The sequence below is a fragment of the Streptomyces sp. NPDC016469 genome, from assembly GCF_040632905.1.
Lineage (GTDB): Bacteria > Actinomycetota > Actinomycetes > Streptomycetales > Streptomycetaceae > Streptomyces.
The window spans coordinates 215,081-230,894 of record NZ_JBEYCQ010000012.1; the positions used below are offsets into that span (position 1 = coordinate 215,081).

A 15,814-nucleotide genomic window follows, 5' to 3' on the forward strand; every position below is an offset into this window, starting at 1 on the left:
ACAGATCTCTCCGTGTAGCGTCAAGGTCAGCTGTCGTGGTTCCGAAGTACCGGTCGCCCGTGAGCAACGCGCGGGCGATTGTGCTGTTCACAGTCTCTGAGGACCAGGGCGATCACCTCCGGTTTCCGCACGGTGCGGTAACCGATCTCGAGTCCCCTTGGAGGGCACAATGGCCAGCGGAACCGTCAAGTGGTTCAACTCGGAAAAGGGCTTCGGCTTCATTGAGCAGGACGGCGGCGGTCCCGACGTCTTCGCCCACTACTCAAACATCGCCAGCTCCGGATACCGTGAGCTCCAGGAAGGTCAGAAGGTGAACTTCGACGTCACCCAGGGCCAGAAGGGCCCCCAGGCGGAGAACATCACCCCTGCCTGAGCCTACGCACTCCACGGCGCCCACCCTGCGACCCTCGCGGGGCGGGCGCCCTGTGTTCGGCAGCGTGCTTTTTCTCTTCCCCAGTCTGGGACAGGCGGCCCTGTGGATGTTCGTGGTGGGCTCGCTGGACATGTTCGTAGGCAGCATCGGGGAAGCATTCGCGCGCCACCAGCGCAAGGTGCGCCAGCGCGGAAGCACCTCGTAGGAGTAACCGGTGTATTGGCCAGTCACCGCCGCCAGCTGAGACACGCACCGATGGACTGTCCGGCCCCCGCCGGATGAATGCCGTGCGGAACGCCATCATGAGCAGCACCCACTTGACCCGCGAACCGGCACGGCACGCCGGTGGGCCGCCCGCTGGGAAGCCGGGCCGCCGGCCGCCTGGATGAACTGCCACCCAAGCGTGGGGGGCATCTGCCGGGACCGGGCGGGCGCCTATGCCGAGGGCGCCCGACGCGAAGCCCCCGACGCACCGGCTGGGAGTCTGAAAGTATGTGCGCCGGGTACGCGCAGGCAACGCTGGTTCGATATGAGCCGATCGCGTCGCAGGCGACGGGGGAGCTATGGATTACCGGGCGGCGTCTCAGCCGGCCGAGGAGAGGAACGCGTGAGCGACACCGCCGTCATGCGGGGAAGCGCCTCGTACGAGATGGTTTCGGGTGACATAGCCCGGGTCCGTGACTTCGTGCGGGAGTTCCTCATAAGCGCGAAGAACGTCCACGGCTGGGCTGTGTCCGCACGGGCGATGGATGTGGCGCAGCTGGTGGCCAGCGAGCTGGCCACGAACGTGTGCAAGTACGCACCGGGGCCGTGCCTGGTGGACCTGGAAGCGGACTGCGCAACGCTGGGTATCGTCATGTGGGACTCCGGATCGGTTCTTCCGGTGGCCTCGGCCGCCGACCCCGCCCGTGTCGGCCAGCACGGCCTGGAACTGGTCCTCATGGTTTGCCAGAGCTTCGAAGTCCGCCGAGAAAGCGTGGGCAAAAGCCTTCGCGCACTGATCGCCCTTACCGACAGCCCGGGCAGCATTGCCTCCGGCCGGGCCAGCGGGTAGTACCCCCCCGGACGGCCCGCGCGCCAGTGCCGTGCGGGCCTTGCCCTGACCAGCCGCAGAAAGGCGGCGCGTCTCGGCACTGTCCCTCACCGCCTGCCGGTGGGCGCACCGGGGGCGGCGTCTGCTGTTCCTGCAGACTCGCTCGGGGCAGCCCGCACCGTCACCCACACCAGTGCCCTGGCGCAATGCGTGCCTACTGGCGTCTTCTCGTCGATCACCACGTGCGCCTGACCCTGGTGCAGGCAGGGGCGGCGACGAGCTCTCCACCGACGGCCTGGGCTTCGCAACCCCGATTTGAACCCCCAGCTCCCGGTGCCAAGACCTGTGGGGCAAGCGATACCCGGACCGGAAGACTCAGCTCCATTTCACCCACGAGCTTGGGAAAGGGCCCATACGCGCTGGCCAGTCGGTGGTCGGGGCGGACAAGAAGAACAGCTGCACCCACCGCGGTGTGCGCCCGGCCGACGGACTCGATGTCGGTAACGTCCATCAGCGCGGTCTGGGTAGTGGCTCCGAGAAAGGTGACACATCGGCAAGCGTGCGAAGCCGGAGACCCTCCCCACAGCAGCCCCGGCTGGCGAGCAGGAGCCCGGTTCCCGCCGACCTCACTGGGGGCGACTAAAATCCACCCGGAACCAGCAGGCCATCACGACGTGGGGTCACGCCGTGTTTGTTGATCAACCAGTGTGGCCAGGAGCCGGTCGAACAGGACCAGCTTGTGAGTCGTACCCGTCGACCGCCGGCTGACGCGGGAGGTTGAGTAACTCGGCCCCCCTGCGGGCCTGCCAGACCGGCCCCGGCTCTCCGCCACCAGATCAGTCATCACATCCACGGACAGACCCGCGACGCGACGCGCAAGCGTGGTCGACCCATGCGCCTGTATCCCCACCACGAGCTCAACGAGACGGCAGGGGCAACGCCACGCTGCGCACGAGCTCGTAGTGGCGAGAAAAGCCGTTCTCGAATCTCGCGAAATCGCCGCCTGCCGGCACGTGCCGTCTCCCGTACGGCCTTGATCGGTACGGCGGCCCACTCGGGGCCGCCCGGGGTACTCTGCTGCACAGTTGCCTTGCGGCAACTTATCGCCGATGCGCGAGGGCGTCGGAGGGGGAGGGGCCCGGATGCGGGGCCTCGGGATGGCATACCGCTACTCCTGCGGATGCCGGGCGAACTTTTGAGGATGCTATGGCGGAGAAGTCACCTGAGAACACACGTCCGGCGCAGCGCACCCGTGCCCGGGAGGCAGGGAAAGTGGGCGAGCCCGAACTGCGCCAGCTGCTCATAGGGCTCACGGCAGTGCGCGACGGAGACTTCGGGACGCGCCTGCCCGACGGTGCCGAGGGGCTGCTCGGTGAGATTGCCACTGTGTTCAACGGCATGGTCGATCAGCTCTCCCTGTTCACCTCCGAGGTGACCCGGGTGGCTCGGGAGGTCGGAACGGAGGGAACACTCGGCGGCCAGGCGGAGGTGCCCGGTGTATCGGGCACCTGGGCCGATCTGACCGACTCCGTCAACGCCATGGCGGGCAACCTCACCACACAGGTCCGTGACATCGCTCATGTGGCCACCGCGGTGGCCAGAGGTGATCTCTCGCAGAAGATCGACGTCGATGCCCGGGGCGAAATCCTCGAACTCAAGAAGACCATCAATACGATGGTCGACCAGCTGTCCTCCTTCGCCGACGAGGTGACCCGGATGGCCCGGGAGGTAGGCACGGAGGGCAATCTCGGCGGGCAGGCGGATGTGAAGGGGGTTTCCGGTACCTGGAGGGATCTGACCGACTCGGTCAACTTCATGGCCGGCAACCTCACCGCGCAGGTCCGCAACATCGCCCAGGTGACGACGGCCGTAGCCCAGGGCGATCTGTCGCAGAAGATCACGGTCACCGCACGCGGCGAAATCCTGGAACTGAAGAACACCATCAATACGATGGTCGACCAGCTGTCCTCCTTCGCCGACGAGGTGACCCGGATGGCCCGCGATGTCGGCACCGAGGGAATTCTGGGCGGGCAGGCGGATGTGAAGGGGGTTTCCGGTACCTGGAGGGATCTGACCGACTCGGTCAACTTCATGGCCGGCAACCTCACCGCGCAGGTGCGGTCCATCGCCCAGGTGGCGACGGCTGTGGCCCAGGGTGATCTGTCGCAGAAGATCACGGTCACCGCACGCGGCGAAATCCTGGAACTGAAGGAGACCATCAATACGATGGTCGACCAGCTGTCCTCCTTCGCAGATGAAGCGACGCGCGTAGCACGCGAGGTCGGCACCGAGGGCAAGCTGGGCGGGCAGGCGACCGTCCGAGGCGCCTCCGGCACCTGGAAGGACCTCACGGACAACGTCAATGTGATGGCGTCCAATCTGACGGGACAGGTGCGCTCGATCGCGCAGGTGGCCAACGCCGTCGCCCGGGGAGACCTCTCCCGGAAGATCACCGTGGATGCCGAGGGCGAGATCGCGGCGCTCGCCGAGGTCATCAACACCATGGTGGACACCTTGTCCGCGTTCGCGGACGAGGTGACGCGGGTGGCGCGCGAGGTCGGGACCGAAGGGCGGCTGGGCGGCCAGGCACGCGTCCCGAACGTCGCGGGTACGTGGAAGGACCTCACGGACAACGTCAACTCGATGGCGAACAACCTGACCGGCCAGGTGCGCAACATCGCTCTCGTCACCACCGCCGTCGCCAATGGCGACCTCTCCAAGAAGATCGACGTCGACGCCCGGGGCGAGATCCTGGAACTGAAGACAACCATCAACACGATGGTCGACCAGCTGTCCTCCTTCGCGGCCGAGGTGACCCGAGTAGCCCGCGAGGTGGGCAGCGAGGGCCGCCTTGGCGGTCAGGCCGAGGTCGAGGGCGTGTCCGGCACCTGGAAGCGGCTCACCGAGAACGTCAACGAACTCGCGGGCAACCTCACCCGTCAGGTGCGGGCCATCGCCGAGGTGGCCAGCGCCGTGGCCGAAGGCGACCTGACCCGATCCATCACGGTCGACGCGTCGGGCGAGGTCGCGGAGCTGAAGGACAACATCAACTCCATGGTCGGCTCCCTGCGTGAGACGACCCGGGCCAACCAGGAACAGGACTGGCTGAAGTCCAATCTGGCCCGCATCTCCGGACTGATGCAAGGGCACCGCGACCTGCACGTCGTCGGCGAGCTGGTCATGGACGAGCTGACCCCGCTCGTCGCCGCCCAGTACGGTGCCTTCTACCTTGCCGAGGAGACCCCCGAGGGCGCCGAGCTGCGCCTCGTGGGCTCATACGGCCGACCCGTCGGCAGGGCAGGGAACGACCGCTTCCGTATAGGGGAGTCCCTCGTCGGCCAGGCCGCCCACAGCCGCCGTACGATCGCCGTGGACGGCGTACCCGGCGAGTACATCACCATCTCCTCGGGGCTCGGGCCGATGCAACCCGGCAGCCTGATCGTGCTGCCCGTCGTCGTGGACGACCAGGTGCTCGGTGTGATCGAACTGGCTTCCTTCACCCCCTTCACGCCCGTCCACCGCGACTTCCTCGAACAGCTGATGGAGATGGTGGGCGTCAACGTCAACACCATCGTCGCCAACGCGCGTACGGATGAGCTCCTCGGCGAGTCGCAGCGGCTCACCGGCGAGCTCCAGTCACGTTCCGAGGAACTGCAGGTCCAGCAGGAGGAGCTCCAGCGGTCCAACGCGGAACTCGAGGAGAAGGCGGCGCTGCTGGCGGCCCAGAACAGCGACATCGAGGCGAAGAACCTGGAGATCGAGCAGGCGCGCCAAGAGCTGGAGGAAAGGGCCCAGCAACTGTCACTCGCCTCCACCTACAAGTCCGAATTCCTGGCCAATATGAGCCACGAGCTGCGTACCCCGCTCAACAGCCTTCTCATTCTGGCCCAGTTGCTGGCACAGAACCCGACCCGCAATCTCACCGCCAAGCAGGTGGAGTACGCCGGGATCATCCACTCGGCGGGCAGTGACCTGCTACAGCTGATCAACGACATCCTCGACCTCTCGAAGGTCGAGGCCGGGAAAATGGACCTCAACCCGGAGCGTTTCACGCTGCGGCAGCTCCTTGACCACGTCGAGGCCACGTTCCGGCCCATGACCACGCAGAAGAGCCTGGCGTTCACCATCACGACTGCGCCCGGGGTGCCGGTAGACCTGCTCACCGACGACGCACGACTCCGGCAGGTCCTGCGCAACCTGATCTCCAACGCGGTGAAGTTCACCGAACGCGGCGGCGTGGAACTGCACATCGAGCCCGCTGCCGACAGCGAACTCCCCGGCTCGGTGCAACGCGGAGGCGCGGTCGTCGCCTTCCATGTGAAGGACACCGGCATCGGCATCGCCGAGCAGCAGCTTGAAACGATCTTCGGGGCGTTCCAGCAGGCCGACGGTACGACCAGCCGCAAATACGGAGGCACAGGGCTGGGACTGTCCATCAGCCGGGAGATCGCCCACCTGCTCGGCGGCGCCCTCACCGCGCGCAGCGCACCCGGCCAGGGCAGTACGTTCACCCTGTATCTGCCGGTCGCCCGCGCGGACTTCCAGGAGCAGGCCGGTGTGCCGGCCGAACTCACCTCCAGCGCGGTACGGGCCCCCGCCGGCCCGGAGCACGCCACCCCTCGGCAGGCCGGTCCCGCAGAGCCGAGGCCGCGTAAGCCGCGCCGGCTCCTGGTGATCGAGGAGCGTTCGCGCGGCCTGTTGTCCCTCGTCGCCGAAAGCGCGGTGGCCGAACTGACGGGCAGCCATGGGAGTGAGGACATCGAGGTGATCGCCGCAGTCGGCGCCCGGGACGCGGCGAGCGCCCTGGCCGCGGCACCGTTCCACTGCGTGGTTCTCGAACTCGACATGGCCGACGACGGCGCGACAAGGTTCCTGGACGCGGTCGACGGCGATCCCGCGCTCAAGACCGTGCCCGTACTCGCGCACAACAACCGCCGCTTGGATGCCGCTCACGAGCGGGAACTCCAGGCCAGAGGCCGGGTCCGTCCATTGGAGCTCCTCTCCAGCCTGGACGAGCTCCGCGAACGCATCGCCCTCCATCTGTCGGCCGAGCAACCCGGTGCCGTCGTCCCCCTGGTACGCGGCGAGGAGGTGGGCCCGCCGGCCTCCGAGACCATCGACGACAGCCTCCAGGGGCGCACCGTGCTCGTCGTCGATGACGACGCGCGCAACCTCTTCGCGCTCAGCGGCATCCTGGAGATGCACGGCATCAACGTCCTGCACGCGGAAAACGGACTCGAGGGAATCAAAGCACTTCGCAGGCGCCCCGACGTCGACCTCATCCTCATGGACGTGATGATGCCGGAGATGGACGGCTACACCGCGACCATGAAGATCCGTGAGATGCCCGAGCACGCCGCTCTGCCGATCATCAGTGTCACCGCGAAGGCCATGCCGGGGGACCGGGAGAAGAGTCTCGTGGCCGGGGCCAGCGACTATGTCACCAAGCCGCTCGACGCCAACGACCTCATCGCCTGCGTACGCCGGTGGCTGATCCCCCACACCGACGAAGCGTCGGTGCTCTCGTGACGCGTGACGACGTGGCCGGTGAGAACACCGGCACAGTGGCCCCCGCTGAGCGGGACGGCATCCCCGCGCCCGCCCCCCGGGCCTTGTCGTCCACCGTGGGGCGCCTGGTGGCCACGGTGAAGCGCCTGCGGGCGGAGGTGAGCGCAGCGCACGCCGAGGCGGACGGACGCGCCCTGATAGAGCTCGCCAAGGGCGTCATGATTGAGCGACTGGGCTGCGGACCGGCTCAGGCCGCACGACAACTCACCGAGTTGGCCGGTCAGGCCGGGGTGACCCCGCTCGAGCTCGCCGCCGACATCGTCAATGAGGCAGCGCACGATCACCTGACCCAGGTAGCGGGCGACTTCATCCGGCAGGTCAGCACCAGCCCCGAGAGTGAGGAAGCGCAGCACCGCGGCAGTTCGGTCGCCGTGCGCCTGCGCACCGCCGAGTGCGCCGCGCTGGCCGCCGACGACACACAGGCCGTCGCTGAATCCCTACTCCAGCACGCACTCGCTCCCCTGGGTGCGACAGCGGTGGCCGTATGGTCGGCCGGACCCGACGCCTCGCTCACCCTGTGCGGTCATGCCGGCTTCGCCGCCGGCGAGGCCGAACGCTGGCGCTACGTGCCGCCCGGAGTAGCGACCGTGGCACGTCGGGCGCTCACCGACCTGCGGACGGTGCGGGTTTCTTCCCTCGCCGAAGCCGGCCTCCCGTCCGTCGGACTCCGGCAGAACCCGCAGAGCGGCCGTGTCGTCCTTCCTGCCGGAACCGGCGGCCGGGTGCAGGCGGTGCTGGAGATCTGCTGGCCCCAGCGCCTGCCCGAGCACACACCCGCCGTCGTCCGCCAGCTCGAGGCGCTGGCCGAGCTGTGCGCCCACACGCTGGGAGATCTCCCGGCCGACGCGCCGCACCAGGACAATCCGGTACCCGCCGGCAGTGCCGAGCTCGTGGACCTGTGTGAGGGCCTCTACGACCCGACCCTCGTTCTCACACCGCACCTGGATGACGACGACAACCTCGTCGATTTCCGGATCCACCATGTCAACAGCTACTTCCTGGATCCGGCAGGGCGCTCTCGTGGCGCGGTCGAGGGGGCCCTCCTGCTGGAGGCCTACCCCATGGCCGCGGGCGACAGCGAACTCTTCGAGAAGATCGCCCGCGTCTACGCCACCGGCGAGCCCTTCCGGGCCCGGCGCATGACGTTGACTGCCCTCATCGACGACGTACCGCTGTCATCCGTCGCCGACTTGAGCGTTACCCGCCACAACGGCAGCGTGCTGCTCATCTGGCGCATCGAGGACGAGACCGCTCGGCTCGCGAGCCTCCTCCAGCACGCGCAGCGACTGGGCCGGATCGGCGGTTTTGAGGAGAACCTCTACACCGGGAGAATCAGCTGGAACGAGCCGCTCTTTTCTCTGTACGGGCGTTCCACGAGCGACACCCCGGTCTCCCTCCAGGATCTGGCCGAGCATGCGCACTCCGACGACGCCGTGGCCATCGGCAGATTCCTGCGCGCCGTTCTCTACCACCGCAAGCCCGCCTCCACAGCCTTCCGCCTGGCACGCCCCGACGGGGTCACCCGGTATATCCGGGTGATCGCCGAACCGGTGCTCGACGCGGACGACCGCCTGCTCGCGGTTCGTGGGGCCTACCAGGACATTTCCTCACAGCACTGGACCGAGGTGGCGCTGGCGGCGACCCGCGACCAACTCGCCCACTCAGAGCAGGAATCGGCAGAACGCAATCGACTGACACTGCAGCTCCAGCACGCCATCATGCCGCCGACGCAGGCGCCGCTCGCCGCACCCGGCCTCGAAGTAGCCGTCCGCTATCGGCCCGCCGAGTCGGAGTCCGCGGTCGGAGGAGACTGGTACGACGCAGTCGTCCTGCCGTCCAAGAAGATTCTCCTGTGCGTGGGTGACATCGCCGGCCACGGCATCAGAGCCGCAACGGGGATGGTCGTCCTGCGCAACGCCATGCGCGGTCTGGCCATCACCGGAGCGGGCCCGGGGCAGCTCCTGTCCTGGCTGAACATCGTGGCTCACCACCTGACCGAACGGGTCACCGCCACAGCAGTCTGCGGTCTGTTCGACCCCGAGACGCGGGTCCTGCGCTGGGCCAGGGCAGGCCATCTGCCACCCGTCCTCGTGCGGGGCGAGGAGGCGATCAAGTTGCCGCTACTACGGGGGCTACTGCTCGGCGCCATCCCGGAGACCGAGTACCAGGAGGAGGAGGTCAGGCTCGAAGTCTCCGACACGCTTCTCATGTACACCGACGGCCTCATCGAACGCCGGGACATGAGCGTCGAAGACTCTCTGTCCCACCTCCTCACGACGGCGAAGGCACCAGCATCTTCGCTGCAACGGAGACTCGACCGGCTGCTCACCCACAGCGAGGCGGACACGGACGACGACACCTGCATCATCGGCGTCAGGGTCGGGTGAGAGCCGGGGAACACCGGCGAGGGCCCCGACCGCACCGACGACCGCTGACTCGTCTCGAAAACCATCTGTACGCCCCCTCTCGCATGGTCTCGGGACGGTAGTCGAAGAGCAAGCGCTCACGGCGCTCCGACAGCGGTCGCACAGCGAACACCGACTCAAGCACTACCCCCCGCCTCTTGGCCCAGTCCGTCCGGACAGTCGCCGCCAGACTCTGCGGTGCGGTGAGAGCTCGCGGCCCGAGGCCGTGAAGCGGCGGGAGGGTATGTGCAGCACGGTCTCGGTGTCGGCCTTGCCGGGAGTGGTCAGCACCCGCAGGACGACCGGTGCACCCTGTGGCCGGCTGGTGGTGCCCGAGGCCGTGGCCACCGCCATCGTCAGCGGCGTCCCTGACGGCTACCCGCGCCGTGTGTGCTTCCCCGGCGCGCCCCTGACCTCGGCGGCCACGCTATCTGTACCACGACCTGTGGCGGGTCCCGAGCGTCCCCTACGGCTCGTACATGGACAGTGGAATCCACGGCCAGCGACTGTTCGTCTCACCGGGACTCGACCTCGTCGTCGTCCACTTCGGTTCCCAGGTGTTCTCCTCCGCCGCGCCGGTCGTCCCGTTCGTCCCGGCATTTCTGCAGATCGGCGCGCACCTCAACTCGGAGCCACGGGCCGTGATCCGGTGAAGCCCGGCGCAGCGCCAGCAGCCGGGCACTGCCCCGGCTATTCCGGTTCCGCTTCGACCGACTGCGTGGGCCGATGACCCTGCGTCAGTTTACGGACCATCCCCAGGCTGAGGGGCGAGGGCGCGGGGCAGCGTCCGGTCTCCTTGATCATGACGATGAGTGCCCAGCGAACGCCGAGCCCTTGCGGCATCCGGCCAACTTCTATGCACAGTTCGGGGCTTCAGCTGGAGCGGCATTCTCTGCCGGTGCGCCAGAGCACTCCCTGCCGGCGGACGGCTGAGAGATGAAGGTGCTCGGCGACACCACCGGAAGTCTGACGGCGGCACGCATACGAATCGCGAAACGGTCGTTGCGTAAGTCACCGCCCGGCACCTGGGCACGGTCAACGGGCTCGATGACGCAGGCCAGCAGTACGTCGTACAAGGATGCTCCCCCGGCCCGGTGGACACGGGACGACATCTGCTCCGTCTGCTGGACGCGGCACAAGACACCAACCCTGTCCTCGAAGAGATCTTCCTCGCGCAACAGGCCCAGCGCGTGTGCGTGGGAGATCCCTTGCAGCAGACCTACGAGTGGTATCACGCCAAGGACATCATGAGCGGCTTCCTCGGGGAGCGAATGGTACTCACCCAGTCCCTCCGTTTCAGGCCGCCCATCGCGAAAGCCGCCATCGACCTGCAGGCCAGCGCCGGACCTCGCACCACGACCTTGCCCTGTTCTCCTTCTGGGGCGAAGTCCAGGAGAACGCCGAACAGGACTCCGCCGCCGACCTGACTACGACCTCGCGGCCAGGCCGTCGACCACCTGCCACATCAGTTCAGGGCCTTCGACCTGGAGGGGCTTGTCAAGGAGCCGGACTCGAAACCGTGATGGGCGATTGTGTCCATGATGGCGGTCGGCGGGCCGCCCGAGAACCGGGCTCGACGCAGCGTCACCGATCTGCGATCCGCTCCTGGGATCCGGCGGAGGAAGGGACGAACCTGAGCGGGTTCACGTCCGGCGGTTGGGCGCCCCGCCCCCCAGCCTGTGCCGCTCACCGAACTGGCGAGCACGATCCATCAAGCGGTCCCTCATCCACCACCACAGCAGCACCAGCGGGGTGGCCAACAAGGAGATCAGTAACGCTTTGCCCCAGCTCTCATGGGACCCGAACCGCAGGTACAACGTTCCGGCCACGTAGAGAGCGAAAACGATCAGCGCATACTTCAAAGGCTTGGGCAGCGTCATACACACCCGTTTCCCTCACAGGAAAACGTCACTCCTGACGAGCAGTGAGAGCCGCCACGTACGCTTCGATGACCCATGGCTTCTTCCGGCGGTTAGGGGATGGTGAGGGCTTCGCGCGAACCATGCCCTCGCGCTGCGATCCATAGCGAAGCTGGAGGACCTGGGCGACTACCCGACTCGCGCCGTAGATCATGGTCTTCCGGCCCCAGTTGTGGGGCGACCGACTGTTCCCTTCTGGTACACCTCTCGCGCCGCTCGTCGAGCACGGCCCGACCGCGAGTGGCTGGCAGAGGCGCCACCGTCGCCCCTCTCCGATCGGAGCCCTACCAGACGCGTGCCGGCCTCGTCTACGTGCCGTTCGAGGACGCAGATCCGGTCGAGTACGCGCTGATGTGGCGGACAGACAACCGCTCGGCCGGGCCGCGCGCCCTGGCCCGGACCGTCGCCGACACAAACGGACGGTCAGCTGATGCGCCGGCTCGACTCGATCTGAACCAAGCTCCCTCTCCTGGTCGCCGGGCGCGCGGCGGAGCGGGAAGCGCAACGGCCCGCCTGCGCGGCGCGGGGCGAACACCGTCGCATGCACAAAGCCGACCCGGGCGCCGACCGGACACCTCGCAGGACAGCCACCTCGCGCCATAGCGCTGAGGCTCAGTGGTGACTGAGCGGATGACAGGTCGTTGGCCGACGGGCCGGCGTCCCGTGACCCTGGCCTCGGTCGCCGGCGAGCGTGCTTGATCGTAACCAAGGTGGTGGTCACCACCTCCTATGCCGACCTTGGAAGCAGACTGCCAAAGCCGCCGACTCCGAGGCTCGGAAAACACAACCCTATGCGCGGCCATGCGGAAAGAGCTGGATCATCCCGCACCGGGTACAGGGCGAGCAGGGCGGCCGTTCGAGCCACCCGCCCCTGAGGACAAGGAGCATTCAGTGGATGGAATCGTGTTGCTCAAGGACGACCATAAAACGGTCGAGAAGCTCTTCAAGCGCTTCGAGAAGGCCGGAGACGGGGCGCACGCCGAGAAGCGGAAGATCGTGGACCATGTGATCGACGAACTCACCACCCACACCTGGATCGAGGAGAAGATCTTCTACCCGGCCGTCCGGGAGACCGCACCGGACACGAAGGACCACGTCCTGGAAAGCGTCGAGGAGCACCACGTCATGGTGTGGCTGCTGTCGGAGCTGAAAGACCTTGACCCGGCCGACGAGCGCTTCGACGCCAAGATGACCGTCCTCATCGAAAACGTGCGCCACCATGTCGAGGAAGAGGAGAAGGAGTGGTTCCCCGATGTGCGCAAGGCCATGGGCCGTAACCGTCTGACCGAGTTGGGCCAGCAGATGGCGGAGGCGAAGAAGAAGGCTCCTGGCGAGCCCCTCTCGGTTCCCAGCGCCCAGCGATAGCCCCCTTCCGTAGGGATGGACGAGCCCGCGGGCGCGCTCGATCGGCGCCGGACGCTATGTCTTGCCCTCGGCCCGCCCGCTGGCTCGGCCGGGGCGCGCGCGGAGGGCGCCTAGCTCAAACAGAGTGTTCTCTGCAGAGCTTCCTATGCAGAGAGAACTCTGCAAGCTAGGTTGTTGGCATGTCCCATAAAACCACAAGCACATCACAGGCTGCTAAAGCCCCCCGGCGCCTCGATGCGCGCAGCCTGCGAGGCCTGGCTCACCCGCTGCGGATGAAGATCTTTGAACTCCTCAGCCTGGACGGGCCTGCCACCGCCACCAGGCTTGCCGAACGCCTCGGGGAGAACACCGGCACTATCAGCTGGCACCTGCGCCACCTTGCCGAACACGGCTTCATCGAGGAGGAAACCGGACGGGGCACGAAACGCGAGCGCTGGTGGAGAAGGGCTGACGTCTCCAACGAGCTGAACACCGCCGACTTCCGCGACGATCCCGACACCCGGGGCGCGCTGTCGGTCTACCTGCACGAGCTGCTGCAGCAGCACTTCAACCGGGTCGTGAGCTACTTCGGTGAGGACTGGGACGACACATGGCGGAGCGCCGGCACTGTATCGGACTGGAGTGACCTGCGGATGACCCCGAAACAGCTGGAGGCACTCAACGCGGAGCTAGTGGCTGTCATCGCCCGCCATACCCCTGCTCCGGACGCCGAGCCCGCCCCGGACGCGCTCCCTGTCGTCGTCCAGCTCCAGTCCTTCCCGCGCAAGCAGCGTGGCTCCGCATGAGCTACGGCATACGCGGTGGCCTCCTACGTCGCCACCACGATTTCCGACTGCTGTGGTGCGGCGAGACCGCCGGCAAGTTCGGTGCGTCCGTCACCGGGGTGACGATGCCCCTGGTCGCCGTCTCCACCCTTCATGCCAGCACGTTCGAGGTCGGTCTGCTGAGCGCCGCTGCCTGGGCCCCTTGGCTGATCATCGGCCTTCCGGTCGGTGTCTGGGTGGACCGGCTGCGCCGCCGGCCGATCATGCTGGCCACCGCCTCATTCTCCCTCCTACTCTTCGCCGGCGTGCCGGTCGCCGCATGGTCCGGCCGGCTGAGTATCGGACTGCTGCTGGCCGTTGCCCTGCTGACAGGCACGGCAGCGGTGTTCTTCCAGACCGCCTACACCGCCTATCTCCCCACCCTTCTGGAACCCGACGACCAGCCCGAGGGCAACGCCAAACTGCACGGCAGCGCATCCGCCGCACAACTTGCAGGGCTCGGCTCCGGCGGCCTCATCACACAGCTGGCAGGTGCGGTCAACGGGATGTTCGCCAACGCCGCAACATTCCTCATCTCCTTTCTGTGCCTGGCAGGCATCCGGCATCGCGAGCCACGTAACACCAGGGCCGAACACCGCACCACTTCACTGGTCAGTGAAGTCCGCGAAGGCCTGCGGCTGATCACCTACGACCCCTGGTTCCGCACGTTCACCCTCTTCGGAGCCGCCTCCAACACGGCCCTCATGGGATACCAGTCGATCCAGGTGGTCTTCCTGGTCCGGACCGTCGGCCTGCCCCCGGGGACCGTCGGAGTACTCATCGCGGCGACCAGCGCCGGAGGCGTAGCCGGGGCCTTCGCCGCACGCCGGGTCGCTCACCGGATCGGCACCGCCCGCGCGACCCTGCTGTTCGAACTGGGACTACCCACACTCGGCCTGCTCATCCCGCTGACCACCGGCGGAGCCGGAAGCCTGCTCTTTGTGACAGGCGGCTTCAGCGTCTCCGCAGGTGTCGTCGCCGGCAACATCATCAAGGCGAGCTTCCAGCAACGCTACTGCCCGCCAGATCTCCTCGGCCGTCTCATTGCAAGCACAGCCTTCCTCAGCTACGGAGCAATCCCCATAGGAGCACTGCTCGGCGGCCTGCTCGGAACCGCACTCGGCCTCCGCACCGCCATGGCCCTCACGACAGCGGGAATCCCGCTCGCCGCAGTGATCCTGCTCTTCTCCCCAATCCGGCACTCCCGAGACCTGCCCATCTCCCACCAGCCAAAGAGCAAGCCGGAACACTCGCTGACCTCTGATGGCGACCCGGCCCGACCTCTTCGCTGATCACCATCGCACCGGGCAGATCTCACACATTCCGTCGTCTATTGAGTCGGGGCCCCCAGGCAGGGGACACTCACCACCGCGAAGCGCCCGACGAGACAAGCGCCGCCGACCCCAGTGTCAGGACCGAGCGGGCCAGGGTCTGCTCCAACAGCACCGCTTTCCCGGCCACCCTCACAAGCTCTTCGTCGCGGGGCGTCGGGTAGGCGCGCCTGGCCGGCGCTGTTCCCGGTGAGCCGGCGTGCTCGGCCGTGGGGATAGGGTCCGGGCCATGTATCCGATCAGTCGCACCAGCGCCCGCCTCGATCTGCGCGAACTCGCCCACGAAGACGTCGATGCGGTGCTGGCCATTTACGGCAGTGCCGCGGCGACCGAGCACATGTCCTTCGCCCCGCGCACGCGCGATCAGGTCGAACAGATCGTGTCAGGGTTCGTCGCTTCGGCAACGCAGACGCCTCGTAACCTGTACGCGCTGGGGGTGGTCCGGCAGGACTCGGGTGAGTTGATCGGGTTCGGCCGCCTCGCCATCGATCCCCATCAGCCGCGCGGGGCCACGATGGGCTTCGCACTCCGCCCCGACACCTGGGGGTCCGGTTTCGGACTTGAGACGGTCCGGCTGCTCCTCGGTTTGGGGTTCGAGGAACTGGACTTCCATCGCATTTGGGGAGCACGGTCCCCGCACAACACAGCGTCAGCAAAGACCCTGACCGCTGTGGGGATGGTCGAGGAAGGAATCATTCGCGAGCACATTCTGAAGGCCGGCCAATGGCGGGACTCCATCGTCCACGCCATCCTCGACCGTGAATGGAAAGACCAGGCCCCTTAGAGGGAGGTTCGTGAGGTGATGTCCGCTTCTGGGTGGGGTTGGGGCAAGGCTTACATCCGCTGGTCGGCCTCGTCCATCAACTCGTCGAGGGCCGCACGCGCGAGAGGAACAAAGCGCCGCTGCATGTCGTCCACGTGGAGGCCCGTTTCCGCAGCTGAGGAGCGATAGCGATCCTTCTGCTCACCAGTCAGCGGCCCCCTGCTCAGTTCCATCAGGTATTGAATGGGCGGGTG

Annotated in this window: 13 protein-coding genes; 11 read left to right on the plus strand and 2 right to left on the minus strand. The window is 67.1% G+C overall.

Annotated elements, in window-relative coordinates:
• The first annotated feature begins 169 nt into the window (after nt 1-169).
• From ABZ565_RS16615 to ABZ565_RS16645, 7 genes are all read left to right on the plus strand, one after another.
• Complete coding sequence (locus tag ABZ565_RS16615; RefSeq protein ID WP_073502486.1) at nt 170-373, plus strand: cold-shock protein; 204 nt, start codon at nt 170-172, stop codon at nt 371-373.
• A 64-nt stretch (nt 374-437) separates the two neighbouring features.
• Complete coding sequence (locus ABZ565_RS16620; RefSeq protein ID WP_361026436.1) at nt 438-578, plus strand: YrhK family protein; 141 nt, start codon at nt 438-440, stop codon at nt 576-578.
• Nucleotides 579-998: 420 nt separating this feature from the next.
• Nucleotides 999-1,427: an ATP-binding protein gene (locus ABZ565_RS16625; protein ID WP_361026484.1), complete on the plus strand. Its 429-nt coding sequence runs from the start codon at nt 999-1,001 to the stop codon at nt 1,425-1,427.
• Between the two features lie 1,185 nt (nt 1,428-2,612).
• Nucleotides 2,613-6,935 (plus strand): HAMP domain-containing protein, encoded by a 4,323-nt coding sequence (locus ABZ565_RS16630; RefSeq protein ID WP_361026438.1) that lies wholly within the window; start codon nt 2,613-2,615, stop codon nt 6,933-6,935.
• Nucleotides 6,936-6,970: 35 nt separating this feature from the next.
• Nucleotides 6,971-9,361: a SpoIIE family protein phosphatase gene (locus ABZ565_RS16635; protein ID WP_361026487.1), complete on the plus strand. Its 2,391-nt coding sequence runs from the start codon at nt 6,971-6,973 to the stop codon at nt 9,359-9,361.
• A 497-nt stretch (nt 9,362-9,858) separates the two neighbouring features.
• A complete protein-coding gene (locus ABZ565_RS16640) occupies nt 9,859-10,032 on the plus strand; it encodes a hypothetical protein (protein WP_361026441.1) in 174 nt (57 codons plus the stop codon).
• 441 nt (nt 10,033-10,473) lie between these two features.
• Nucleotides 10,474-10,806: a hypothetical protein gene (locus ABZ565_RS16645; protein ID WP_361026443.1), complete on the plus strand. Its 333-nt coding sequence runs from the start codon at nt 10,474-10,476 to the stop codon at nt 10,804-10,806.
• A gap of 216 nt (nt 10,807-11,022) precedes the next feature.
• On the opposite strand, the gene ABZ565_RS16650 is transcribed toward ABZ565_RS16645, so the two are convergent.
• The gene (locus tag ABZ565_RS16650; protein ID WP_361026446.1) at nt 11,023-11,259 is read right to left on the minus strand and encodes a hypothetical protein; all 237 of its coding nucleotides are present in this window, start codon (nt 11,257-11,259) and stop codon (nt 11,023-11,025) included.
• Nucleotides 11,260-12,189: 930 nt separating this feature from the next.
• Here ABZ565_RS16650 and ABZ565_RS16655 point away from each other — a divergent pair.
• The 4 genes from ABZ565_RS16655 (at nt 12,190) to ABZ565_RS16670 (ending at nt 15,581) form a co-directional block, all read left to right on the plus strand.
• Nucleotides 12,190-12,663, plus strand: a complete 474-nt coding sequence (locus ABZ565_RS16655; protein WP_361026449.1) for a hemerythrin domain-containing protein — start codon at nt 12,190-12,192, stop codon at nt 12,661-12,663.
• 179 nt (nt 12,664-12,842) lie between these two features.
• Nucleotides 12,843-13,448 (plus strand): helix-turn-helix domain-containing protein, encoded by a 606-nt coding sequence (locus tag ABZ565_RS16660; protein WP_361026452.1) that lies wholly within the window; start codon nt 12,843-12,845, stop codon nt 13,446-13,448.
• The gene (locus tag ABZ565_RS16665) at nt 13,445-14,758 is read left to right on the plus strand and encodes an MFS transporter (protein WP_361026455.1); all 1,314 of its coding nucleotides are present in this window, start codon (nt 13,445-13,447) and stop codon (nt 14,756-14,758) included. The genes ABZ565_RS16660 and ABZ565_RS16665 overlap by 4 nt, the downstream gene beginning before the upstream one ends.
• Before the next feature lie 268 nt (nt 14,759-15,026).
• The gene (locus tag ABZ565_RS16670; RefSeq protein WP_361026458.1) at nt 15,027-15,581 is read left to right on the plus strand and encodes a GNAT family protein; all 555 of its coding nucleotides are present in this window, start codon (nt 15,027-15,029) and stop codon (nt 15,579-15,581) included.
• A 50-nt stretch (nt 15,582-15,631) separates the two neighbouring features.
• Here the strand turns inward: ABZ565_RS16670 and ABZ565_RS16675 are convergent.
• Nucleotides 15,632-15,814, minus strand: a 183-nt coding sequence (locus ABZ565_RS16675) for a hypothetical protein (RefSeq protein WP_361026461.1), incomplete at its 5' end; no start/stop codon positions are given.